The 25,549-nt window shown below is 32.3% G+C and carries 21 protein-coding genes; 4 read left to right on the top strand and 17 right to left on the bottom strand.

Annotation, left to right across the window (positions count from 1 at the left end; all coding sequences use genetic code 11):
• Positions 1–554 precede the first annotated feature (554 nt).
• The 17 genes from SOM12_RS23180 to SOM12_RS23100 all read right to left on the bottom strand — a co-directional run bounded on the left by SOM12_RS23180 (position 555) and on the right by SOM12_RS23100 (position 18,858).
• Positions 555–1,730: a hypothetical protein gene (locus SOM12_RS23180; protein ID WP_320495708.1), complete on the bottom strand. Its 1,176-nt coding sequence runs from the start codon at positions 1,728–1,730 to the stop codon at positions 555–557.
• Between the two features lie 556 nt (positions 1,731–2,286).
• The gene (locus SOM12_RS23175) at positions 2,287–2,586 is read right to left on the bottom strand and encodes a toxin-antitoxin system YwqK family antitoxin (RefSeq protein ID WP_141248171.1); all 300 of its coding nucleotides are present in this window, start codon (positions 2,584–2,586) and stop codon (positions 2,287–2,289) included.
• A gap of 407 nt (positions 2,587–2,993) precedes the next feature.
• A complete protein-coding gene (locus SOM12_RS23170) occupies positions 2,994–3,500 on the bottom strand; it encodes a hypothetical protein (RefSeq protein ID WP_095931283.1) in 507 nt (168 codons plus the stop codon).
• A 20-nt stretch (positions 3,501–3,520) separates the two neighbouring features.
• The gene (locus tag SOM12_RS23165) at positions 3,521–5,743 is read right to left on the bottom strand and encodes a hypothetical protein (protein ID WP_320495706.1); all 2,223 of its coding nucleotides are present in this window, start codon (positions 5,741–5,743) and stop codon (positions 3,521–3,523) included.
• Between the two features lie 4 nt (positions 5,744–5,747).
• Positions 5,748–6,920 carry a hypothetical protein gene (locus SOM12_RS23160; RefSeq protein ID WP_320495705.1) on the bottom strand — a complete coding sequence of 391 codons (1,173 nt, stop codon included), beginning with the start codon at positions 6,918–6,920 and terminating at the stop codon, positions 5,748–5,750.
• Positions 6,920–8,536 carry a hypothetical protein gene (locus SOM12_RS23155; RefSeq protein ID WP_320495703.1) on the bottom strand — a complete coding sequence of 539 codons (1,617 nt, stop codon included), beginning with the start codon at positions 8,534–8,536 and terminating at the stop codon, positions 6,920–6,922. Before SOM12_RS23155 ends, SOM12_RS23160 begins: the two co-directional genes overlap by 1 nt.
• Before the next feature lie 673 nt (positions 8,537–9,209).
• Positions 9,210–9,680, bottom strand: a complete 471-nt coding sequence (locus SOM12_RS23150; RefSeq protein WP_320495702.1) for a hypothetical protein — start codon at positions 9,678–9,680, stop codon at positions 9,210–9,212.
• A complete protein-coding gene (locus SOM12_RS23145) occupies positions 9,677–12,955 on the bottom strand; it encodes a hypothetical protein (RefSeq protein WP_320495701.1) in 3,279 nt (1,092 codons plus the stop codon). Before SOM12_RS23145 ends, SOM12_RS23150 begins: the two co-directional genes overlap by 4 nt.
• A gap of 3 nt (positions 12,956–12,958) precedes the next feature.
• Positions 12,959–15,136, bottom strand: a complete 2,178-nt coding sequence (locus SOM12_RS23140; protein WP_320495699.1) for a hypothetical protein — start codon at positions 15,134–15,136, stop codon at positions 12,959–12,961.
• Between the two features lie 25 nt (positions 15,137–15,161).
• A complete protein-coding gene (locus SOM12_RS23135) occupies positions 15,162–15,662 on the bottom strand; it encodes a hypothetical protein (RefSeq protein WP_320495697.1) in 501 nt (166 codons plus the stop codon).
• A 27-nt stretch (positions 15,663–15,689) separates the two neighbouring features.
• Positions 15,690–16,142 (bottom strand): CHAP domain-containing protein, encoded by a 453-nt coding sequence (locus tag SOM12_RS23130; protein ID WP_095931270.1) that lies wholly within the window; start codon positions 16,140–16,142, stop codon positions 15,690–15,692.
• Complete coding sequence (locus SOM12_RS23125) at positions 16,139–16,426, bottom strand: methyl-accepting chemotaxis protein (protein ID WP_095931269.1); 288 nt, start codon at positions 16,424–16,426, stop codon at positions 16,139–16,141. Before SOM12_RS23125 ends, SOM12_RS23130 begins: the two co-directional genes overlap by 4 nt.
• Positions 16,427–16,747: 321 nt before the next feature.
• Positions 16,748–16,993, bottom strand: coding sequence for a hypothetical protein (locus tag SOM12_RS23120; protein ID WP_057119678.1), 246 nt, complete (start codon positions 16,991–16,993; stop codon positions 16,748–16,750).
• 406 nt (positions 16,994–17,399) lie between these two features.
• On the bottom strand, positions 17,400–17,600 hold the full coding sequence (locus tag SOM12_RS23115) for a hypothetical protein (RefSeq protein ID WP_141248166.1): 201 nt from the start codon (positions 17,598–17,600) through the stop codon (positions 17,400–17,402).
• A 122-nt stretch (positions 17,601–17,722) separates the two neighbouring features.
• Positions 17,723–18,439 (bottom strand): DUF3164 family protein, encoded by a 717-nt coding sequence (locus SOM12_RS23110; protein WP_320495696.1) that lies wholly within the window; start codon positions 18,437–18,439, stop codon positions 17,723–17,725.
• A gap of 12 nt (positions 18,440–18,451) precedes the next feature.
• Positions 18,452–18,727: a hypothetical protein gene (locus tag SOM12_RS23105; RefSeq protein WP_095931265.1), complete on the bottom strand. Its 276-nt coding sequence runs from the start codon at positions 18,725–18,727 to the stop codon at positions 18,452–18,454.
• Positions 18,724–18,858: a hypothetical protein gene (locus tag SOM12_RS23100; protein ID WP_320495694.1), complete on the bottom strand. Its 135-nt coding sequence runs from the start codon at positions 18,856–18,858 to the stop codon at positions 18,724–18,726. Before SOM12_RS23100 ends, SOM12_RS23105 begins: the two co-directional genes overlap by 4 nt.
• A gap of 308 nt (positions 18,859–19,166) precedes the next feature.
• On the opposite strand from SOM12_RS23100, the gene SOM12_RS23095 reads away from it, so the two are divergent.
• From SOM12_RS23095 to SOM12_RS23080, 4 genes are all read left to right on the top strand, one after another.
• Positions 19,167–19,850, top strand: a complete 684-nt coding sequence (locus tag SOM12_RS23095; RefSeq protein WP_250835122.1) for a S24 family peptidase — start codon at positions 19,167–19,169, stop codon at positions 19,848–19,850.
• Positions 19,851–20,491: 641 nt separating this feature from the next.
• Positions 20,492–21,049 carry an RNA polymerase sigma-70 factor gene (locus SOM12_RS23090; protein ID WP_320495692.1) on the top strand — a complete coding sequence of 186 codons (558 nt, stop codon included), beginning with the start codon at positions 20,492–20,494 and terminating at the stop codon, positions 21,047–21,049.
• A gap of 113 nt (positions 21,050–21,162) precedes the next feature.
• A complete protein-coding gene (locus SOM12_RS23085; protein WP_320495690.1) occupies positions 21,163–22,083 on the top strand; it encodes a FecR family protein in 921 nt (306 codons plus the stop codon).
• Between the two features lie 71 nt (positions 22,084–22,154).
• A complete protein-coding gene (locus SOM12_RS23080) occupies positions 22,155–25,535 on the top strand; it encodes a TonB-dependent receptor (protein ID WP_320495688.1) in 3,381 nt (1,126 codons plus the stop codon).
• Positions 25,536–25,549 lie beyond the last annotated feature (14 nt).

Genomic DNA, 25,549 nt, shown 5'->3' with positions numbered 1-25,549 from the left:
TTTCGGTTTGAAGACCGTTTGCATCGCTAAACTCTAATTCACCATTTAGATTTGTTTTTAAAATTTTGTTTGGCTGATTTGTTTCTAAGTCCGCCACTCTGATTCTGTTGTGATTTGTACTCATTTTTAATTAATTTTTACGGGTTTTTAAATAATTTACAGGCTTTTAATCGGGCTTATAGGGGATTACCGTAATTCATTCAGATATATTGGTGCTTACAAACAGTTGTTGATTTTGGATGATTGCAAGTAATCCTGAATGTTTAAAAATTGTGTTAGTGGCGTCACAATAGGAGTTTATTTTACAGAGATGTAAAACGAAGAAATAAGGTTTGTATCGGCTTTAGGTATAGCTAATAGTAGAGTAGGAGGCTTATGATTTTAAGTTTCCTGAGTTTTTAAAATGTGTTTTTTTTGAGTTTGAGAGATTTAGTTTTCTCTTTTGATTTTAAAACAACTCAAAGATTTTTCTTTGAGTTGTTGTTTTGTTTTGCGTTCAAGGGTGGGACGCTCACACAAGGAGCGGATAAACTGGAAATTATTTGCAATTATCTTTAAATTCTTATCCTCTCTATCAAAGTTGAAGTTATTGATGTATAAACTCTTATCGCTTGATTTTTCCCATTCGCATTTGTAGAATCTGCAAACTCAGTGCGTCTTCTACAAAATATTTGGGCAGATACTCCATTTAAGTTTTTAGGATTTCCTGGATTTGCACTATCCCATACATATAAGCCATTAAACAAACCAACATTAGAATCCCATGGCGCATAAGTACCAGTAAGCATTGAAGTAGTTCCTGTTACATTAATATTATCTATCAAAACTAACTCGTTTATTGTGCCAGGGCCCCAAGCGGAAGAAGACAGAAGGGCATTAGTAAATTTTATAACAATTTGAAATTTGTTTACTGTCGGGGCTACAGTTCCGCCACCTGCAACTACATCACCAGCACTTCCTATCATTGATAACTTTGCTAAAATACTATTGGACAAACTACCAGCATTGAATGTGCCTAATAGTGTGTCAGTTACTGCGTTTGTTGTAATATAAGGCGAAGGAGTGTCTAAAGTCTTTTGTCCGCCATTTAATAAAATTTTAATATAACTTCCATCATCTTCTGTAAGCATGTATCTGACACCGCTTCTTGTTGTCCAGAGTCTTCCACTACTGTCACGTTCTATAGCTCCATTTTGTACTGCAGTTGTTAAAGTCCCATTTGGTATAATAAGTGATGGAAGCGCTGTATTCCCAGCAGCTAATGTAACTTTATTAGTAAAATTCCAAGCTCCAGAGATAGTTTGAGTCTTAGACTTGATCCAAGTCCACCAATTAAACAATTTTAGTCGGCTAATTACTTTTTTATCTTCAGTTACAGCGGAGTCTATTTGCGTTTCTACATCTGTAGCTAGAGAAGCGGTAAGTTTAGTGTTTTCTAAAGTTTTTCCCATTTCTGCAGTTAGAGCTTCAGTAGTTCCTCCCGTTGTGAGATCATTGATTAAAGAAACTGGTGATGTACTAATATTCTCAATCATATCCTTTAATGCTTTTCCTTGTCTGGCATCTAAGGTTTTACCTTCGGTTGTGCAATCAAGTGCATTGTAGTTTTCGGTTTGAAGACCGTTTGCATCGCTAAACTCTAATTCACCATTTAGATTTGTTTTTAAAATTTTGTTTGGCTGATTTGTTTCTAAGTCCGCCACTCTGATTCTGTTGTGATTTGTACTCATTTTTAATTAATTTTTACGGGTTTAAATAATTTACAGGCTTTTAATCGGGCTTATAGGGGATTACCGTAATTCATTCAGATATATTGGCACTTACAAACAGTTGTTAATTTTGGATGATTGGAAGTAATCCTGAATGTTTAAAAATTGTGTTAGTGGCGTCACAATAGGGTTTTATTTTACAGAGCTGTAAAACAAAGAAATAGGTTTGTGTACTGGCTTAGATATAGCCAATAATAGAGTAGGGAAACTTATGGTTTTAAGTTTCCTGGTTGTTTTTTAAAATGTAATTTTTTGGAGTTTTAAGAGATTTGGTTTTCTCTTTTGATTTTAAAACAACTCAAAGATTTTTGTCTTTGAGTTGTTGTTTTATTTTACGTTCACGAGTGGGACGATCGTGCCAGCGAAGAGATCAAACCAATCTTTGCGGGCACGGATTACAAATCCGCGCGATCGTTGCGGAGATAGATCTGCGCGATCGGGACTATCGTTGTGTAGATAAATCTGCGCGATCGGGGCCGGGGTCGTTGCGGAAATATATCTGCGCGATCGAGTTTTATTAAGGCTGTGGTCCACAATCAACCTCACTTAATAAATTTCCATTTTCATCCCATTCTTTATAAATACCATATAAACGATTATCCTTTTCAAAATGTTCATCCATAATTTGACCGCTATTATAATATAGGGCGATTCTCCCTTCTTTACTGCCATTTTTTGTATTGAATTCTCCTATCAATTCTCCATTGTTGTTATATTCTACGATTGTTCCTGTAAAAGGAAGACCATTATAATGGTATGTTAATCCACCTCCCGCATCGACATTGGCAATTTCTATATTTTCAAAATTTACATTCATTTTATTTATTATAAAAGTTAATAAGTCTGTTATATAAAAACAGTCTACACATCTTGGCATAATTACTTTAGTATTGTCAATTTTCACGGTAATATTTCTATTGTAACCCAAAACAGAATTTTCTAACCCGATAGCGCGGATTTGTAATCCGTGCCCGCAACAGTAAGACACAAAAACAAATCACTAAAGCAAAAGTTACACAATTAATGTACTTTTTTATAATTACAAAGAGAACTAACCAATCTTTGCGGGCACGGATTGCAAATCCGCGCTATCGTTGCTGAGATAAATCCGCGCGATCGGGATTGTTATTATTTTTTGTAAATCTATTTTAGGACAAGACAACTTTGCGTTCACTAGCGGGACGCTCGCGCCAGCGGGGGAGCTAAATCTGCGCGATCGGGATGTTAAACAATTGCCACCTTGTATATTACGTTTTTATTAACAACTTCTTGAAAAAAATCTCTTAATTTGCTAAATACAGATATAAAATATTCAGTGGTATAATCATCTTGTTCAATGTTATCAATATTGAAATAGTCAAAAAAACTACCTTGTTTCATTAAAAACGATTCTAAGCTATTTCCAATATTCCATGTTTTTGTTAAATCCAAATTTAATGGCAATAATTGTAAAGAGGGTAAAATTTGATTATTTATAAATGTAATTACTTGTGGTAAATCATTTAGCGAGATATAAACATTTGAATCAACATTAGTCAATTCTCCAACAGGCATTCCAGTTTTTTCTTTGTAACTATATTCACTTACCATTGATTTGTATAATTCTAAAGCTAAATTTTTGTTTACAGTAAAAGCATAATATAATATAGCTCCATAATCATCAAAATTTGTGTAGAAACCTGGTGCATTTGAGTCATCATAATTAACTTCTAATTCTATTCTTCTGGCCATTTTTTTTCTTTAATAAGTTATTAATCCCAACTATTCGTTTGGTTGTATTTTTTGTGCAAATATTGATATGTACCTTCGATTATTTGTTCTCTGGTAGTGTTAAAAGTTGAAGGATTTATTTCGATAATGTCTGATTGTAAATAAGAACTTTTTACCCTTTGTTGAAAATCAGAGGCGTTCATGAGTATATCTTTTTTTGTTCTTACGTCCTTCATTTTAAATTTAAAACTTTCTATTTTGTTTATAAATTTATCTGTTTTAAGTTTTTTCAATCTCTCATTATTCCTAATAAAATTTTTAATTAATGTATTGTCTCTAAGAGGAATATTACCATATGCTAGAATAAAATCTGATTCTTCTTTCCAAGATGTCTTTTTAATAGGGAGCTTACAGCTCTTAATTGTTTCGAATTTTTGTGAGTAAATATCATAAATTAATCCATCTATATCTCGGATAGCTCCTTTGTGTAAAGGTTTACCATTTGCACCATAAAATACAATATCTATACTAACATAACCTTCTTCGTAGGAGGCGAGATTTCTTCTTATATAATCTATTGCTGGTTTTTCTATATAATTACCAATACTAACTCTGTCTGCATCATCTAAGAACTTAATAGCTTTAGCTTTATTCGCGATAGAATAATTTTTAATCAAATCATGTGCAATATTAAGATGAGGTTTATTAGGCTCTTTAATTGTTCTCCGAATGTCCATTAAATGTTCATAAAGATCTTCCATTTGATTTGCTGAAAAACCAGTTTCTAGCCAGAGATAATCAGCTTCACTTAAAAGAGACATCCTAAATCCATTACCTTTCACAAATTCAGTTATCTTTTCAGGGTTAAGAACAAATTTATTAAAATAAGGAGTATCGCGTCCAAATTCATTTAAAAAAAAACACCTTTTGCTACGTTCAGCAGATTCCAATATATTTCTTAAAGGTATATGCGGATAATATGTGGTAATTGCATTCATTTTAAGAGAACTGGTTATAACAGTTAAATCTGCCCGATCGATAATTTTTCTATCATAAAGATCTTTCCAATTTTTAAGAGTTTCTGTTTTGTTTACTAACTTCCATTCTTCCTTAGATAATCTTTTAAAATCATTCCAAAATGCTATTTTGACATCAGCAGCAAAATCATCAAATTTTGTTAATAGAGTACCATCTTCTAATCCTAAATCAATAATTTTTTGTCTTATACCAATAATATTTGTTGCCTTTTGATTTCTTAGGGTTACTAATAAATTTTCTACATCAGGATGAATAGCTCCAGAAGGGATAGAATCTAAGAATTCATCTGCGGCATTAATTGCTTTATATCTAAAAGTTACTGATGCTGTAGCTTGTGCAAGTATTAGCCAAAATAAAATACTGTTTAGTTTTTCTAATTTTTCTATTTCTGAAGGATCATTAGATAATTGGATTAAATAATTATTGTAAGAGTAAAATATACTTCCTGAGATAGCTAAAGTATTTGAAGCCCCTTCTAAAGCAGTCCAAATTATAATTTGTTCACTTGCAAGCGCAGAATTGGTTAGGGCTTGATATATTCTTGATGCATTTTTTAGATAATTTAAGTATCTTAAACTAGATAAAGCACCAGTAAAATAAGCTAAAGCTAATTCGATAGTAATTGCAATGCCTAAATTAACTGCAGCATCAAATTCTTTAAGGTTTTCAAACTCTTCAATGTATTGAAAAATAAAGGCAGGATAAAAACTTGCTTCAGGCAAGATAATTTCTAAATCTGGTTGTATTCCAATTAAAGAAATTGGATGATACATATGAAAATCGCCTACTTTTGTAGGTAATTTTAAAGGAACTTGACTTTTGACTGCTGGAGCGCCATTACCATTGTCGATATATTGATTGTAATAATTTTCAATTTGTTCAGTTTTATAAATACTAATTTTATCATCGAGAAATTGAGCAGAATATTCAAAATTTTGTTTTGTAATTCCTTCTTCTGTAAAATAATAACCTGTATTAAAAACTAATACATTGTTTAGTTTAAATTCATGAGAATTTTGAATAAAATATGCGTTTGGGTTGATATTATTTAGAATTGGAGTGACCCCATTTGGAATATGATAAAAATTATATTTCGATGCAGTCCATAATTGATAAATAGCAAATACATATTGTCTTCTTGTGAGTGATTCATTATAAAAAGGAATATATCTTTTGGTACGAGCATCTCCAAGTATGTAATATACAGCCTGATAATTTGTATCCATGCCATTATTGCATTCCAGCTAAATAATCCAAAAATGAGTCTGCTAAAGAAAAAGGAATTGAAACGATCAATCTCGTTAAAAATCTCTTTTGATATTCTGCTAAATATTTCTTTTTTATGAAGGATTCAATTATTGATTTTGTAACTTCAATCGGAATAAGTGATAGTGCATTAATAGGAAGTAATGTTAAAATAAATAGATACCTCTTAAGCTCTGGAGCTTTTGCTAATGTTTGAGGAATTTTATAAAACTCATCATAAAAACTTACTAATCCTAAATAATAATATTCAAAATCGGAATAAGTAGAATTCTCATTAAAGGTTTCTGGTAAATTACTTTTGTGTGGTAAAATTGAAGAAGGGTCATAATAATATCCCCAACTTTTCTTTAAAAGAAAAAGTGTTTTTTCAAAATTGGTTAAATTATCAAGATCTGTATTAATCGAGTTTGCAGCATCGTTTAAAGTTTTTTCAGTACTAACATTTAAAAGTAGATTTGGAAATATCTCATTAATGATTTCTCTAATTTTGAAAATTATAAGGATAGTAATTTTTTTAAATTTTCTTTTTTCTTCATCACTTGAATACTGATGAATGAAATTGCCTAAATTTTTCGCATAAAAATGATACCCAGGAGTATTTACTTGATTTTGAATGCTAACGATAGAAGAAGAATAATTACTAGGTAATTTTAGTTTATAATCAATAACATCAAAACCATCAAGTATACCATCAGAATAACTCCTTAGACCTTTCCCGTCAGACAAGTTTTCTATTAAAAAATCATATTTTTTTCTATCATAGAAGAGCTCGTAAGGAGCATCAAAATTAGTAACGCTTACAGAAATTGAATCATTTGCTTTAGCAATAAATTTATCAAAATTAAACTTGTGTTTGTAAATCATATCGCTAGCAGAAACAATATTAAAAATAACGCTTTCAGTATATTTTAAAAATTGGTCTTCGTCATAAAATCCGTCGATTAAATCAGATCTTTTTTTATCGTTTGTTTTAAATTCTGATTTATGATGAAATGCATATTTAGTTGTAATGATATTTTTTTCAATGATTGCTTTGTGTGTAAAGGCTATTAAAAAACCTTCAATATCGAATCGCAAATCACTAAAATCATTTGTTAATTTTACAGGTATACCTGATTTGTATAAAAGCACTACCATTATTCTATATCTTTATTTAAAATTAAATATTGGGATTCGAATTGTTGCTCCGGGACATACTCACTATAACTTTTGCTGAAATGATAGTTTCGATTAAGTGAGTAGACAAAAAGAGGGTCTGTCGGTTGTATCAATTCATTTTTGCCATCAGCATCTTCAGCAACAATTGCAACTTTGTATTTTTGATACTTGATGTTTTCAGGAGAAGTTACTTCATTGTCATTCTCAAAAAGATCTAATAAAAATAGACGAGGATTTTTCTTATCGTTAATAATATCTTTTAGTTTTTCATTTTCAGCCTGAGTAATTCCTAAAATAATTTTTCCAGTTGTTGAATTGTCAAGTGTTTTTAACTGTAATCCAACAATTGTATCTAAATTGTCAGTAAACATTTGTCTACTATAGTAATAAGGCTCAGGTAGCTGATAAGTTTTATTGTTTCCTATTGGATTACTTGCAGGAGCAGTAGTTTTTGTATCTCCTATAGTACCTTCAGTTCCAGAAACAGCATTATTCATAACATCTACTGCTTCTGTAATATAAGTTACGCGAGCGACAGTAGGTGTTTCTTCAATTCCAGTTTCAATAACATCGTTTACAGTTAGCGTTTGAACAATCGAAATACCCTGTTGTTTTTTGTCATAAAATTCATTGATAAGGTTTAGTTTTTCAGAAGTCATTCTAGAATAACTTTTATCACCGTCTAAATTCAATAATGGGCTGGCTTTTATTAAATTAAAAACATTATCAAAAAAGTTCGCTTGTCTGTATGTAATTACAAGATTTCCTTCTTCATCAGGAATTACCTGATCGGTATACATATTCACTTTTCCCTGATAAATCAAAAGACTTAATGCGGCAATGTTTTCGCCTGCAACAGCTGGAGTAGCTAATTGCACTGTAGAGGTTAATTCACTATAATTTCCTTCTTCATCAGGAGGCAGTCGTAAACCATCTGCATTAATAAAATTGTCTTTTTGTGCATTGCCAACTTTCGCAAGTTGTCCGTAAAAAGCAGTGTTGTTATTGTTGTCTGTTGGAAATTGCAGATACAGGTTATTGGTAGTAACTGTATTTGATTGGTTTTGTGTATTAATTAAAACTGGCCATCCAGAATTTCCATACGTAATAGCAGTCATAGGAACTTCATTTGTGGCTGTGTCTTTCAACAATCCTGTTTTTAGGTTTTCAGGATCTTCACCAATTTTATAGTTTCCGTAAAAATCATAACTACGGGTACGGTCACTTTGAATATAAACGTACCAATTGTTTTTCGTCCAAAACTTATTAAGCAAATCAGTAAAAATAGCTGTTCCTTTTTTCTCGGTTTGAACTCCAGAAGCAGTTGCTGTAACAACTCCATTTTCAACATGCGAGCCATAGAAAGCTGCAATATCAATAAATTGGGTGCTTTGCTCGCGCTGCAATTTTTTAATGAAATCTGTTTCGCCATTTATCGTAATTTCTGCAAAAGGTTTACGGGCATATTCTAAATTGAAAGCAAATTCAGTATTATCAAAATCATGTTTGTAATCGCCGTAATTTAGAACAACATCAATTCCGCTTTCGCCTTGTGCAAAGTTTCCTAATGATTTTCCAATATCGATTAGAGGCAATTCGAAATCGTCTTTCTCATCAAAAGTATTGCCAGCTGCGACAAATTTCGATTCTTTAAAAAAGAAGTCAGAAAGTGAGATTAATAAAGTTCCATCGATATCATCATCCTCTTTTTCTTTTTCATAGCCAATAAACTTAGCGGTGAAAGGAGGAACAGGAATAGGCGTGACTGTTTCGCCCTCTTTTTTTACACGTCCTTCATGAAAAGCATCAAAATCGTCGTTTATCTTATTAATAAAGTCAGAAGTTGAACTGCTTTTTGCAATAATTAATGGATCGGAATCAGTTGTGAAAAAATCACTTTTCTGTAAACCTCTGTAAACAAAATATTTGATATTCAGTCCAGGAAAAGGCTGTTTGTAAGGATTACAAATCCGCGCTATCGTTGCGGAAATATATCTGCGCGATCGGGTTTTAAAATGTAATTTTTGGGTTTGCTTGGAGAAGATTTTTAGATTTAAAACAACTCAAAGGTTTTTGTCTTCGAGTTGTTTTTTTATTTAGTAAACAGTAGCAAAACTTATAAAGTAAGCTCCCGCTTTATCTCCAAATTTGTATTTGCTGCTCATTATTTTTTTGAGCTAATATTAGAAATACTTTACTTCATGAGCGAGACGCTAGCGCTAGCGAGGAGGCTATCGTTGCGTAGATAAATCTGCGCTATCGTATTGTTTAAAAAGGATTTTCTCCTCTTTTAGCTCTTTCCACTCTATTATCAATTAGACTTTTTATTGTTAAATTACTTAGTTGTGTAATCCAATTTTGTGTCTCGCTCGAAGGATGTGCCGTATAAATTGTTGGATTGTTACCTTCATCTAAATAAATAAACATAAAACGCTCTGAAGAATAAACATCAATGACATAAAATGGTCGTGAAATTGTTCTTTCATTATCTAACAGGTCTTCTCTTATAGATTCTTGTAATTCTGTTTGATTCTCATTTGGACCATAGTCACATACATAACAATACTTGCCAGCTAAGAAAAGTAATTCTTTTAGAACTTTTGGGAATGATTTGCCTGTATTATAGAGTTGTTCCAAATGTTCAATTTCGTTTAAAGTAATACCTTCAATTTCAAAATTGATTAATTCCCCAAAATCTATTGGATTTTCTTTTAATTTTTTTAAATATTCTATTTTCATGGTTTTTTAAGTATTGTTTCAATATCATTATAAGACCTTGCTCTTGGATGAGCAATCATTTCAATTTCTAAGATTTTGCCTTCTTTTTTGGCTAATTCTTTCAAATATACCAAATAACTTTGACAGCTTGTGCAAGCATATCTTGGCGATTCTATATTTATTACAAAACGATTACCTTTAGTCCAGTGTTCGTCTAAAAAATTAAATATAAATTTTAGTTCTGTATCATCGAATCGTAGATCGCCACTTATATCAATAGCTTTTGTTTTAAAAACATTAAAACTATTTTGATTAAGAGGTTCTTTAAAAAATAGTGAAACAGTATTTCCAAATTTTCTTTTTATCTCCTTTATTGTTCCAGACAAGTATTGTTCTTTAATTATTTGACCAACAGGGGTATTGTTGTTATAAGTTTGAATTTCAACTAATAATTTATTATGTCCTTTAAATCTACCTCTCAATTTGCTATTAAAATCTTGAAAGAATGGAAAAATCGAGCCAGTGTGTAAATCTCTTAATCTACTTATTGATATTAACTCATTTTTTATCTCTTTTACAAATTTTGGAAGCAAAGAAGATATAGTACTCACATTTTTTATTCTTAATAAATCAATATGTATGCTTTTTAAATCTGAATTGATAATTTTTAATATATCTAATCTTGTAAATTCATCAAACTGGTTTAGTTTTAGTTTTTTCTGATAATCTAAAATTAATTCGAGTTTATTTGGATTTTCAATAAGTTTATTGAATTCATTTTGAGTAAGTCTAAATTCATTAAATAATTTTTGTCTTGTAGCAACATCTAATCCTTCTAAGATGCTTTTAAGTTCAGCTTGTTTATAATAATTAAGAATTGTATTAACGGAATATGTATCTTCTAAAAAATCTATACTTTTTCTTTCAAAAACAACTCCTTTAGAAAATAACTCACTCCATCGTTCCAAAAGTATACCATCAATAGAATTTAATAAATTTAAAGAATCGGTCTTGGCTTCTTTAAAATCAAGCATAAATGCGATTTTCTTTTCATCGTCAGCAAAAGAAATTATTTTTGCATATATGTTTGGATGTGTATGTTCAAGAGAAAGTAACCAAGTGGCAAGGGCATCTTCAATCTTATCCAAAGAATTTATAACAGTTCGTAATTCATTATATTCTGTACCATTTGGGATTGCTTGTTGTAGTTTTTTAGTAGCTCTTTTAAATGCTCTTCGAGCTAAGAGATCGCCCGAAAGGGATAACATTTCTAAGGCAAATAACCAAATGTCAATAGTTTTGCAAAATTCGAATTTTTGATATTCGGGATCATTTTCGTTGGGTGGACTTCCTTCACTATTATAGTATATGGCACAACCGGCAGTTGCAAAGCGCTGAATTAGTCCTGCGATACCTAATATTATTTGCGCGTTATTTGCTAAAACTCCTAGTGCTTTGCTAAAACTGGCGACTTCTGCTAGTGAAAGCTCGCCAGCGATAAAATATTTTCTTAATAGAGACAAATCTTTCAGATGTCTTAACTTTTCTAGTCCTGTTAGACCTGAGAAAGTCAAGATGACATCGGCAGCAGTTCCAATTGTTTCCTTCGTATCACTATAATCACCGAGATCGTCAACATATTGCAAATAAAATATAGGGATACAGTTATTGATGAAATTTAAAATATCACCATTTTCAGATACTCCTTTGACAGGCATTTTAATAATAGTGTCAGTTGAATCAGTTGCTCTTAAAGCTATAGGTTGAAAAATATTATAAACACCAAACGGTTGATATCCATAATCTCTAACTTTTTCTTGGGCAAGTATTTTATTTTCATAAAATGTAAAATTAAAATTATCAATATACCATAATAATATTTTTTCAGATTCATAGTTAATAATCATTGGAGCTGCATTTTCATCCAAAAGAGGAAAAATTATTTCGGGATCATCAGAGTCAAATTGCCAACGACAATTGTATGGAGTGTATTCGAAATGGCTTAAGGCATTTTGTGCAATTGATCGAACAAGGTGCTGAGGATTAAATTTGCTTTCACTCCATAAATTATATATTACTTTCACTAATTGGCCTTTATTTCCTTTTCCATCATCACTTAATAAGGTTGAATCATCTATTCTGCTGTATAATACTTCATACAATGTCAGTTTTTTATTGTAATCAAAAATTGCATTAAGAAGATCCATGAAATAATCAATTTCTGAATAATTTAATGTACCATTTGCTTCCTCTCTAGCAATAGCACGAATTATTTTTAATATAGCTTCTTCATCATTTAACTTATTAAATCCCCAATTTCCAATTATCCAGAAATTATCTCTTAAAATTCTATTTAATAGATTAATTTTTGTTTTATAAGATAGATAACTTAATTCAATAGGATCAAATAAGTTAACTATGTAAACAATTAAATCATTTACATTAAGTTTTGTATAATCTTCGGAGTATTGGATTAACCAATATTTGAATTCGATTAAACCTAATCTTAATCTTGCAAAATATTCTTCATTATATAATGTATGATATTTGGAATCAATACTTCCAAAAACATGATTATATCGATTTGATAAATTAATTACTTGATTAAAAGGTTCAATTAATTTCAACGAAGTAATATGATTTATAAGTTCAGTCTGAGTATAAATCCAATCAAAAACTTGAATGACATCAGTCAAAATATTTTCTTCGCGTTCAAAAATTTCTCTTAATTCCCCATTTACCCCTAAAAATTTCTTATCTAGAATGAACTTGAAAAAAGGAGTCAAAGATTCTATTATTTCTTTTGTTCCAATATCTAAAATTTGGTATTCATTCAAATCAGGATGAATAACATCTATGTTGATTATTTTGCTTAAAGGATATGCTTTATTGTATGGTATTGCTCTATAGAATGTCTTTATTTGCAGTTTTTCCTCATGATTATATATAATTTTGTGAACAAGAACAACATTGTTTTTAGGGTCGACATTTATAGGTTTTATATCTAGAATACTAAATATACCGCCCAGTGCTGAAGGAGTGGCGAATGTGTCGTTTTTATTTTTATTAGGTTTATTATTGTTCCAAAAGTTTATCTCAGATCTATAGCCTTCAAATTGATCTAGGTTGTTCTCATTAAAAACAGCCATATAAGCAATTCCATTTTTTTTAAATCTTCGAACTCTTCCATTAGGAAAAAATAACAAATCATTGTTTGAAGGATCGAAAATTTCATTTTCGCTTATACTTGATAGATAAACAATATCTCCACTAGCAAGTACTACTAAATCTCTCATATTTTAAAGGGTTAAGTCAATAATTTGTTTAAAATGTTTTTCAGGTTCTGTTATATACTCACTATATCCACTACTAAAATGATATTTTCTATCAAGTGAATAAACAAAAACAGAATTACCAGGTTCTTCCAATTTATTATTACCATCCTCATCTTCAGTCACAATGGCAACTTTATATTTCTGATATTTGATATTTTCAGGAGAAAGCAACTCACTTCCATCTTCAAAAAGATCCATTAAAAACAAGCGAGGATTCTTTTTGCCTTCGGTAATTAGAGCTTTTATTGCTTCATTTTCATCTTTAGTTAGTCCCAGAATAATTTTGTTAGGAGTAGCGCCATCCAAAGTTTTTAGTTCTAGTCCCGTAATAGTTTCAGTACTATCTGTAAACATTTTCAAATTGTAATAGTATGGATCGGGTAGTTGGTAGGTTTTGCTTTTGCCAACAGCACCACCAGCTGAAGAAGATGTATAAGTTGTTGAAGCTGTGCTTCCGGTTGCAGAAACAGCATTGTTCATAACATCTACTGCCTCTGTTGTGTAAGTAACACGATCAACAGTAGGATTTTCTTCAATTCCAGTTTCAATGGCATCATTTACAGTAAGAGTCTGTACAATCGAAATTCCCTGCTGTTTTTTATCATAAAACTCATTGATAAGATTGAGCTTTTCAGAAGTCATTCTGGAATAGCTTTTATCGCTACCTAAATTCAATAAAGGGCTAGCTTTTATTAAATTAAAAACATTGTCAAAAAAGTTTGCCTTTCGATATGTAATTATAGGAGCCCCTTCTTCATCTGGTACTACTTGCGGATCAGTATACAAATTCACTTTTCCTTGATAAATTAAAATGCTAAGCGAAGCAATATTTTTGCCTGCCACAGCAGGAGTTGTCATTTGAATGGTTGAGGTAAAATCTGCGTAATTGCCTTCTTCATCAGGAGGTAATTTTAATCCGTCAGCATTGATAAAAGTGTCTTTTTGAGCATTGGCTACATTGGCAATTTGCCCATAAAAAGCTGCATTGTTATTGTTATCTGTTGGAAATTGCAGATATAAATTATTTGTGGTAATTGTATTTGCCTGTTCTTGAGTGTTAACCAAAACTGGCCAGCCTAATTTGCCATACGTTACGGCGGCCATAGGGACTTCTTTTGTTACAGGATTTTCTAATAATCCTGTTTTTAGGTTTTCTAGACCTTCGCCAATTTTATAGTTTCCGTAAAAATCATAACTGCGCGTGCGATCACTTTGAATGTAGATGTACCAATTGTTTTTGGTTGCAAACTTGTTAATGACATCGCTGTAAATGGCATTTCCTGTTTTCTTTGTTTTGGTTCCAGAAGTATTTACTGTTACAGTGCCATCGGCTGTAAGTAAACCATAAAAAGCAGCAATATCAATAAATTGAGTACTTTGCTCGCGCTGAAGTTTTTTCTCAAAATCGGTAGAACCGTTTGTGACAATTTCTGCAAAAGGTTTGCGGGCATATTCTAAATTGAAATCAAACTCAGAATTGTCGAAATCATGTTTGTAATCGCCATAATTTAAGACGACATCAATTCCGCATTCGCCTTCAGCAAAATTACCTAACGTTTTACCACTATCAATTAGTGGAAGTTCGAATGGATGCTGTTCTTCTTGAGTATTATTTTTCGTTTCAAATTTCGATTCTTTAAAAAAGAAATCAGATAATGGAGTTGATAATAGTAGAGTAAGATCATTTTGATCGAGATCGGTTGGAGGTTCCTCATAACCAATAAACTCAGCTTTAAAAGAAGGTTTTTCAATTGAAGCATTTCCATCATAGAATGCTTTAAAATTGATATTGATATTATCAATTAAATCTGAAACTGCTCCATCATTACTAATAACTAATGGCTGATTACCAGAAGTGAAAAAATCACTTTTTCTCAAACCTCTATAAACAAAGTATTTAATGTTTAATCCAGGAAATGGTTGTTTGTAGGGGCGGAGAATAAGATTTACTTTTTCATTATTGCCACTTTGAGGCTGTACCAAAACAACTCCTTTGCAGATTGAAAAGGCTTTTTTGGGAGCGTCTAAAGTAAATCGAGAAGTCAGGTTGAAAACAGTTTCAGACTTGGGCCCAAAGCCTTGAGCCTCCTGTTGCTGCGGAAAACCTCCTGACTCTATAAAAAAATGAGATTGTGCGGACATATTTTGCGTATAGTTTTAAAAGTTTTTATTTAAACCATTCAGGTTTATAGATTTTGGAGATGCATCTTCCAATCAAAAAAAGCAGTACAAGAAGCAGTAATCTCCCTAGCCAAATCTGGGCTTTCTGCCAAAAAGTGAGATGATTGCTAAACTTGGTAATGGTGATCGTCTTCTCTTGGACATCTTTTACTTGTTTCGATTTCCAATGTGCATAGAGTTCCTGTTCTTTAAGGTTGCAGTCGACTTGGAGTTTATTGTTATCAAGACGAACCTTTGGGCTTTTTAATGTACGCCCTGGTTCGGCCTGAATAACATTTTTAAGAACTACTTTTCCGTTAAGGCATTCTAATAATGCATTGTAAGAACTGCTGTCTTTAGCAATTTTAAAAACTGTATCGTGTAAAGTTTCGGTAATGGTAATGGTCTGGGTTTTGTTTTCATTTTGCACCGGTTTCGGACTTCGGCAGGAAATCATAATCAGGATAATGAAAAGAGAAAAAACAAGACATTTTAGTTTTTTAGTCATAATTAATTGGGTTTGTAAGTTTTGTTTTTAGAGTCGTAAAAAGCCTTTAACGCTCTTGATATCGCGTTTCCTTCTGGCTACTTTATAGCCTTCGCGTCCGCCAGAATCATTCGTATTTCCTTCGATAGTGTAAATTGTATTTCCGGCAATCTTCTCGACAAATCCGGCATGCCCAGTACCGTTATTAAAATCCATAATAAAAACATCTCCAGGCTGAGGTGTCTTTTTTACCAAAAGTGGTCTCGAATTGTATTGGTCTAAAACACCCCCTGTTTTCTTTAAAGGATTTTTAGCATTCATCTGAAGAGAAGCTTTCTGTGCGCACCAATAGATAAAAGCCATGCACCAAGCATATCCTTTACCAAGTCCGACGCTTCTTAAATAAATTTCGACTTCGGGTCCTGCGTTACTGTTTCTTGGCATTTCTTCGACACCAATTTGTGCCGTAGCGATTTCGATCGTTTTTTGAGCTAGTGTCATGAGCTTTTTCCGTTTAATTGTTTAAATTTTTGTAGTTCGTCAACCAGTTGCTGGTTGATCAGCATGAGTTCTTTGTGCTGTATTTCCATTTTTTTAATCGTTTCTGTAGCGGCGGTAAGCCTAGCGGTGATATCGTCTAGAAGATCACGGTAATATTTTACAGCGCTTACAGCGTTGTCGAGTTCGGCTGCGCGGTCTTCTGCAAGTGATTTTCGCATAGAGAAAAACCAAGTAATAAAAGCGGCAAAAAATGCGGTTAGAGTGGGGTATAAAAACTGCTCCATTGAATGTGTTTAAAGTTGAATGTTGGGTTTAAAAATGATTTGTTCAAAAAACAACTTTAGCGTTGTTTAGAGAGGAAGCTTAACTGGAAATTTTTCTAGTTTTTGAGCGCGGTTGTTTCCTTTTGAGATTGCAAAGATTGGGTGAAAAAAGCCCTAAAAAAAATGATTGCAAGGTCTGCGAACATTTGTATTCTAGGGCTTTACAGAGTTGTAAGGAAAGCGAACAGAAGTCGTTTTAGATGAAGTAAATGCTTCATCTTTGCATCACAATAAGGATGCTTTTGAAGATAAATAAAGAATGATTTTTTTCTTTAATATGAATTAAGAAGACCTTTCCTGATTGCTCATAAGTTCTTCAATTTTTTTTAGTTCAGAAGTGATAGGTGTACAGAGAATTTCATACAAAGTAGTTCTAGAAATCGGATAAACAGGGTATACGTATTTACGCCACACGACAGTAGTTGGAATATCTTCCGTTTTGTGCTTTTGATACAGTTCTTTAATGAGTTTGTAACGCATTAATTTATTTTTTTGAATTCCGAGACTTCTGTTTGAGGATATAGGCATGAGAAATAATATTTTGAATGATAGAAAAAGAAAATTTTAAGAAGAACGAAGTTTGAAAAAGAGTTGATAGTTTGAATTATAAAGACATCATATTTAAGACAGCCAAACCATTTTATCATATTCAATAAATGGTTTTTACTTTCCGATGCCATTTTATATTGAACCTCGTTCTGAGGTTGTATTTGTTAAAGATTTATTTAACAATTTAGGTCAGCAAACCCCGCATGACAATCCTGTTTCCAAAACCTTTTTAGGTTTGGATTCCAATAGAAAGAATGAGTTTTGGCTGTTTATTATAAGGGCAGAAATCGCCCGTTTATCGGTTCCTGATTCTCTTCAGAAAGAAGAAGAAACAGGAACCATTTTTATTTGCCTGCTTTTTTTGCCTGCAGGTTTAGAGGTCGTTTTAGCCTTTATAAGTGGCTGTTGTGTGTTTTTTGAATCTTGGATTTTTGATCACAATACTTTCGTACTGATTAAAAGCCAGACGTTCTTTTTTGGATAAGTCATTACTGCAATTCCAGTTTCCGAGTCCGTCTTTAAAGATCGTATGTTCATTTACTTTGTAGCTTTCGTGATCTGTAATTGGCTTTATTTTTACGCTCATTCAGGTATTGTTTAAAAGTTGTTTTTAATTTGAAATAAAACCATTCTCTAAATAAAAGGATCGGCTTTAAATTGGTTAGAATTAACAGGATCGTTAATAACAGTGATAAATAAATGTCATGATTAAGCTGCATGGTTTTGTTCGTTTTGTTGGTTAAAGAAATCAAAAGCATAGCCTTGTAAAAAATCTACAGAAGACATCGATAGCGGAATATTGGCTCTTACACCATTTTCGTCAATTCGGCAAGCTTCAATAAACCAGCTTGAACGTACAGGTTTAAAAGCAGATGCGATAATTTCTACACCATCTGTAAATTCTTCATTGTTAAAGTCTTTTGTCAGTTTTTGAAGTTCCAAAACTCTGGAACCTTTCAGATTTCCTTTAGCATCTTTTTTAAGGAGATTGAAAACAATTTTGACTAAAGAAGCTGTTTCTTTACTGGTAGAAAGAGAAGAAATATAATTCTGGACTTTCTCGATTCCAATAGTTACCGTATCATCCCAACCTTCATTAATGCGGTATCCAATCGTAATTTCTTCTTTGTCATTAGAAAAAGTGTGCGACATCTGCTTTTCTTTAAATCCATAAACCTGATTTTTTAAATCCAGAATAGTTTCAAACAGCCTGAAAGTTTCAGTTTTGGCATTCTGCATCATTTCAGAAGTTTGCTGTAATCTAGAAAGTGCTTTTGGAATCGTTTCTGCTACTAGTTTTTTATAAGCATCTCTTTCTTCATTTTTTTTGTTTTCAACTCGTTGAAGTGCTTCTTTTAATTGTTGGGCAGAAAATTGAGTTAAGTCCATAACAGGTTTAAAATTGTTTGCAATTGTAGTGTTCATAATAATGGGCTTTTAGTAAATTAGTATTTCTTCTTTAAATGGATCTGCATAATAAGGTTTGAAATTATGGTGCAAAGCAAGTTTTGAAACCTCTTTTATTTTACTTTCAATATTTGGCGTAACAGGACGAGGAGAGGCAGTTTCATCATCCAGAATATGCATCCATTGAAAACGTTCCTGATTAATGCAGATTCTTTCTCCAGCTGTAAAAGTTTTGCTTCTTTCTGTGCAATATTGAAGTGCCAGATACAATAATGCGATACGTTCTTCGATTTGTATTTTATTCATAATTTTTCTTCTAATTGATTTTTTAATTTTTTAATGTCAGATTCGATTAAACTTCTTTCAGGACTATTTGGATTTTCAATCAGCCAATTTTCCAGTTCCCGAATTTTTTCTTTGATTTGAATTGTTCCCATTTCAATTTGGATTAAGATTTAATGATATTTTCTTGTTTTCAGATTCTTTATGAAGAGCTATTTAAGATTCGTAGTATTTTCCATTCTTTTTGTATTTTAGGGTAGTATTTTTCTTTTTTGCAAATTTTTATTGTTTGTTCTTTGTAAATCAGTTGTTTGTGTGTAATTTAAAATTGTTTTGTTTTTTAGTTGCTCAATATTTTATGGCTTAACCTATTGTTTTTCAATTTTATTTTTCTTTACTTTGCAAATATAATGTAAAATAATACATTAAAGCAAATTTTTAACGTAAAATAATACATCTTTTTATGGGGTCAACGGAAAGAGTGCGGGAATATCTTGATTATAAAGGGATTACTAAGTATAAGTTTTGTAATGATTTAGGATTTTCTAATAAGTTTTTAGATAATAGTAGTAATATGGGAACAGATAAGGCGTGTAAAATATTACACTATTATCCAGACCTCAATTCAGAGTGGCTTTTGACAGGAAACGGGCCTATGATTAAAGAAGAAAATACTAGCGTTGTAGTTATGAATAGTGATAGAAAAACAGTTGATACGCTTCATGCAAATCAAGAGATACCGTTGTATGATTTAGAGGCCGTTGCAGGTTTAAGAGAACTTTTTAGCAGCGGAGAGCCGCAAAGAATTCTGGATACAATAAAAATTCCGAATCTTCCAAAATGTGATGGAGCAATTTCTGTAACAGGAGATAGTATGTATCCTTTATTGAAATCGGGAGATATTATATTGTATAAGGAAACAGAATTTGAAAATATCTTTTTTGGCGAAATGTATCTTTTAAGTGTAAAACTAAATGATTGGGAAGAATACATTACCGTAAAATATGTTCAAAAGTCTGAACAAGGACAGGAGTATGTAAAATTGGTAAGTCAGAATTCGCATCATCAGCCAAAAGACATTCATATTTCAAAAATTTCTGCTTTGGCATTAATAAAAGCAAGTATACGTATTAATACGATGATGTAAATTTTTTGAGAAATTCTCTTTCATTTAAACGGGAGAGAAAAAACGCGAAAAGGCTTTAGCTAAAACTTAAAAGTTTGGCTAAAGCCTTTTCGCGTTTTTTGCAAACAAATCTATTTTAAGCTGAAATCGGAAATAGTTCTTTTTTTTTGCAGAATTCAGTTTTATATGGAAAGGTTTAAATTATAATATTTCTTATAAAAGTGTTTTTTCTCATTTCTGGAATTCTTTATTTTTTCTTTTTATTGCTTCAAAATGAAATTTTTTTAGAGTTTGAAATATGCTTTTATAGCATCCCTATTAATTATTTGTTAAGCACTTTTTCGCTCCAATTCTGCTTTTTATAAGAGAAAGACTGTTATCTCGGATAAAGTTTCTGAGTTTTTGCTCCAAATGCTGTAAAGCTTTATTTCGTGGCTAATTTTCGACTTCAAATGTTAATAATATGTTTCGTTTCAGAGGGGTTTTATTAATGTAAACGTAACCTAATCAACCTACCCCTAGGTTTAATTTTGGAGACATATAAGAAGAACCCAATACTTTGTATATGCCAATTTTTAAACAGCAGGATCATTATCAAAACAAAATCAGAAAAAGTGTTTTGGCTCACGCTTTTCATTTGATTAATCATAAAATAATGAATCATGTATAAGAAGTTTACAGACGAAGAACTTGTCGAATTATTAAAATCGGGCAAGGATAAAGCTTTTGATGAACTTTATTTTAGATATCGAGATCTGTTAGTTCGATTCGTATATCTCCGAATGAAATCGATTGCCATTTCAGAAGAAATTGTGCAGGAAGTTTTTACCACTATTTGGGAAAGACGCAAAACAATTGTGATCCAGAAAAGTTTTGCGGCCTACATCTACACTTCGGTTCGCTACATGACTTTAGATTACATCAAATCGCATGAGGTTACCGATCAATACATTCAGGAAGTTTTAGATAAAAATACCGTTTCGCAAACCAGTTATAATGCGATCGAGGATTCTATTTATTATGACGAGTTGAAAAAAGCGGTTGATGAAGCGGCATCGTTACTTCCTAAAAAATCAAAAGAGGTTTTTATTCTTAGCCGTGTAAAACATTACACCAATAAAGAAATTGCCGAAGAATTGAATGTTTCAATCGAAACCGTAAAATACCATATTACGTATGCGCTGAAATTTATGCGCACTTATTTGGGCGAATTCAATTAAAAGTAAACTTCAGATTAAGAACTCAGCTTTTTTCTTAACAGAAGCGTAACCTTTTGCGCCTACCTAAAATTACAATTCCCAAGACATACTATTAAAGACATAAAGAAATTATAATGCCTGAAAATTCAAATAACGAAATCAAAAATTTTTTAGAAGGAAAGTATTCTCCGAAAGGACAAGAAATGTGGAATAAATGGTACGATCGTACAGATGATTTTTTTGATAATATGGAAATGGTTCAATCAGACCGTTCTAAACTTAAAAAAGAATTAAGACAAATAAAGAACACTAATAAAGTTATTTCTCTTTCATACAAAAACTGGGCTATTGCGGCTTCTTTGGTTTTCTTAATCGGATTATCGGTGTTTTTTTATCAAACATCAAATGCAGTCGAAAGCAAACAATTTGCCGTAAAACTAGGAGAGCATGCTAAAATAGAATTAAGTGACGGAACACAAATCTGGTTAAATGCAGGAAGTGTACTTAAATATCCAAAAGAATTTAAAGGAGATACCAGAGAAGTGTATTTAAGTGGCGAAGCTTTTTTTGATGTAGCCAAAGACAAAAAACATCCGTTTATCATTCATACCAATAAAATGGATACCAAAGTTATCGGAACCAGTTTTAATGTTCAAGCGTATCCAGATCAGACCACACAAGAAGTTTCGGTTGCTACAGGAAGAGTAAATGTGAAATCGACTGTGACAGAAGAAAATGTGTATGTAACTCCAGGACAGAAAGTGGTTTTTAAATCTCAAAACAATAAGCTTCAGGCTTTTAAAGATATTCCGGTAAATGCCATTTCGTTATGGCGAAAAAATATTATGGTTTTTGAAGAAACGCCTTTGCCAGAAGTTGTGGCCACAATTAATCGCAATTACAATGTTTCAATTGAAGTCAAAAACAAGAATTTAAACGATTTAAAGATTAGCGCCTATTTTAAAGAACTGCCTGCCGATCAGGTAATTGGGTTGGTGTGCAATATCATCAATGCCCAATACAAAATGGACTCAGGGGTTTACAAAATCGAGTAATTCTTTAAACAATAAAAATAAAACTACGTAGCAAACTAATAAACAAAACAATTACACTAAATCTAAAAACTATGAATGAAAAACAAATGCGGTATGCCGCAAAATGGCAGAGCATAAGGACAATAGGAACAAAATTATTCCTATTTATGACTTTGTTTTTTGCTGCACTAACAGTAAAAGCCGGGAATGTTGACATTAACAAAAGAGTGACTTTAAAAGTTGACAATGAAAGTATAAAAAATATATTTCAAAAAATTGAAAATCAGGTTGATGTGCATTTTATGTACGAAAGCAGCCAAGTAAATGCCAATCAGAAATTAAGTTTAAAACTGAATAATGTAACGCTAGAGCAAGCATTAGATAAAATCTGCGGTAATGTACTTAGATATGAGATCGTTAGTAACAATGTCGTGATTAAGAAAAATCAGAAAGTTGCTTCTGCAGACCAAAATAAAATTATTGTTTCAGGAACTGTTATAGCAGGAGACGATAATATGCCTTTGCCAGGTGTCGGGATTAAAGACAAAGGTTCGGATGCCGCAACAGCAACAGATTTTGACGGAACTTTTAAATTGGAAGTAAACGCTTCTGAAGCAACGCTTATTTTTTCTTACGTTGGGTATGTAACGCAAGAAGTAAAAGTTACGGGTACGCAAACCATTAATGTAAAATTGGCTGCCGATGTAAAACAGCTTCAGGAAGTTGTGGTAATGGGGTATGGAAGCGTGAAAAAAAATGAAGTTTTAGGAGCTGTTGGTAGTGTTTCTATGAAGGAAACTTCAAGCAGAACGTACAACAATGCTGCCGAATTATTGCAAGGAACAGTTGCCGGAGTTACCGTAATCAATGATGGTGGAGATCCTACTGCGTCGCCAACAATTAACATTCGTGGTATCGGATCTTTGAATGCTGAAACGCCTTTAATTGTTTTGGACGGAATTATTTATAGTGGTTCTTTAAATACCATAAATCCAAATGATATTGCATCGATAAACGTTTTAAAAGATGCGGCTTCTGCAGCAATTTACGGTGCGAGAGCTTCTGGTGGGGTAATTTTAATTACTTCTAAAAAAGGAATTTCGGATAAAATTAATGTAAATGTAAACTACCAAGGAGGTTTTCAGAATGTAGCCAAAAAACTAGAGGTTTTAAACGCTGCAGAATATGCTGATGCTATGAATCTTGCAAGAGATAACGCAGGTTTGCCTAGAATTCCTGCTTTCGATCCTGCATTTGAACCAACTGCAAGAACAACAAAAACAAACTGGATGGATGAAATTTTCCGTACGGGAGAAATTCAAGATCTATCTCTTTCGGTAAACGGAAAAACAGAAAAATCTAATTTCTTTCTTTCTGGAAGTTATAGAAAAAACGAAGGTATTTTGTTGAATACATATGGAGAACGTTATACAGTAAGAGCAAATTCTTCTTTTAAATTGGCTGATAATTTCACAATTGGAGAAAATATTTCGTACTCCTTAACTGATGGTCAGACTGCTAATACGTCAAGTTCGTATACAGGAGCAATTCAAGCAGCGATTTTGTATCCGCCAAACGCAACGATTTACAGAGAAGATGGTTCAGGGCAATTTGGTGGTGTTCCAGAAAAATATATTGGTTCTTACGGAGATGTTATCAATCCGGTGGCGTATTTGAAAAGATTAGACAATAAAAATCCAATTTCTACCATTTTGATCAATCCGTATGCAGAATGGGAAATTGTTCCAGGGTTAAAAGTAAAATCGAACTGGGGTTATACTAGAATTCAAGATAATGCATCAGACTTTACAGTAAAAGTTACGGAGCCTGGAAAAATCTTCGATTTCAACAGATTGACGTTGAAAAATATAACAACTACAGATTTATTGAGCGAGCAGACTATTTCTTATGAGAAATCATTTGGAAAACACAATTTGAAAGCTTTGGCTGGATATACGTATCAAGAAACGAAAAGAGATTTTTATACTGTTGAAGGAACTGGTTTTGATAACGAAGATCCATCGCAGCGTTATTTATTGAATGCAAAATTGATTCAGCAGACGGCAGCAGGAAGATCAGATGAAATTATTTCTTCTTATGTGGGAAGAATCAATTACGATTTCAATCAGAAATATTTAATCTCTGGAATTGTTCGTCGTGACGGAACTTCAAAATTATTAGAAAATAACCGTTGGAAAGTATATCCTTCTGTTTCTGCAGGTTGGTTAATTTCTGAAGAAAATTTCATGAAAGGTATCGAGCCAATCATCAGTAATTTAAAACTTCGTGCAAGTTGGGGACAAATTGGAAACTTAGGAAACCTTGGACCATACCAATTTAGCGTGCCATTGGTACAAACTCAGGCTTTAATTGGAGCTGTACCATCAATTAATTATGGTTATGCTGAAAGCGAATTATCAAATCCGAATTTAAAATGGGAAAGCTCTGAGCAGACTAATATTGGTTTAGATTTTACCATGCTAAATAACAGTTTAGTAGGATCTGTTGATGCTTATGTAAAGAAAAACAAAGACATGTTGGTTCGTGACCAATTGCCAGGAGTTTCGGGAACGCCACAAGGAAGAATCGTTAACTCGGGAGATGTTGAAAACAAAGGAATCGAGGTGAGTTTAACCTACCAAAAAACTCGCGGAGAATTTAAATTTGATGTTACGGCAAACGCTGGATTCTTAAGCAATAGAATTGTTTCTATTAAAGACGATTTAAATTCATTAGAACCACTTGGTTTAAGCAGAGTTCGTAGTTTGCCGTTAGCCAATATTTACCAAGTTGGAAGCCCAGTTGGAGCCTTCTACGGATATGCTACCGATGGATTATTCCAAAGCAATGATGAGGTCAAAGCTTTTGTAAATAAAGATGGCGTAATGTATCAGCCAAATGCCGTTGCTGGAGATATTAAATTTAAAGATGAAAATGGAGATGGTGTAATCAACAATAGTGATAGAGTAGTTTTAGGAAGCCCTTTCCCAAAAACAACGTATAGTTTGAATGCCAATTTCAGATACAAAGGATTCGATATGAATGTCTTTTTCAGCGGAGCTGCAGGAAATAGTGTTTTCAATGCGGTAAAACATACCGGTTTAAATGCTTCTTTCCCAGGTTACAATTTATTGTCTGAATCTAAAGAGGCTTGGTCTCCAACAAACACCAATACCAATGTTCCGGTTCTTTCCTCAACAGATAACAATAACAACTTTGGACGTATTTCTGATTTATACATTGAAGACGCTTCTTTCTTAAGACTGAAAAACGTTTCGATTGGGTATACGATTAAAGAAAGCTGGTTGAACGGAAAAGCAAAATTGAGATTCTTTATTTCTGGACAAAACTTATTTACAATCACGAAATATTCTGGAATGGATCCTGAAGTTGGTCTTAAAAACTTCGGAATGGATTTAGGACGTTATCCGCTTTCTCGTATTTACATGACAGGTGTTAACGCAACTTTTTAAAAAATAAAAAACAA

The sequence above is a fragment of the Flavobacterium sp. CFBP9031 genome, from assembly GCF_034044945.1.
In the GTDB taxonomy this organism is placed as follows: domain Bacteria; phylum Bacteroidota; class Bacteroidia; order Flavobacteriales; family Flavobacteriaceae; genus Flavobacterium.
The sequence above is the reverse complement of the archived record's forward strand: the minus strand, read 5'-3'. Positions and strand labels throughout refer to the sequence as shown.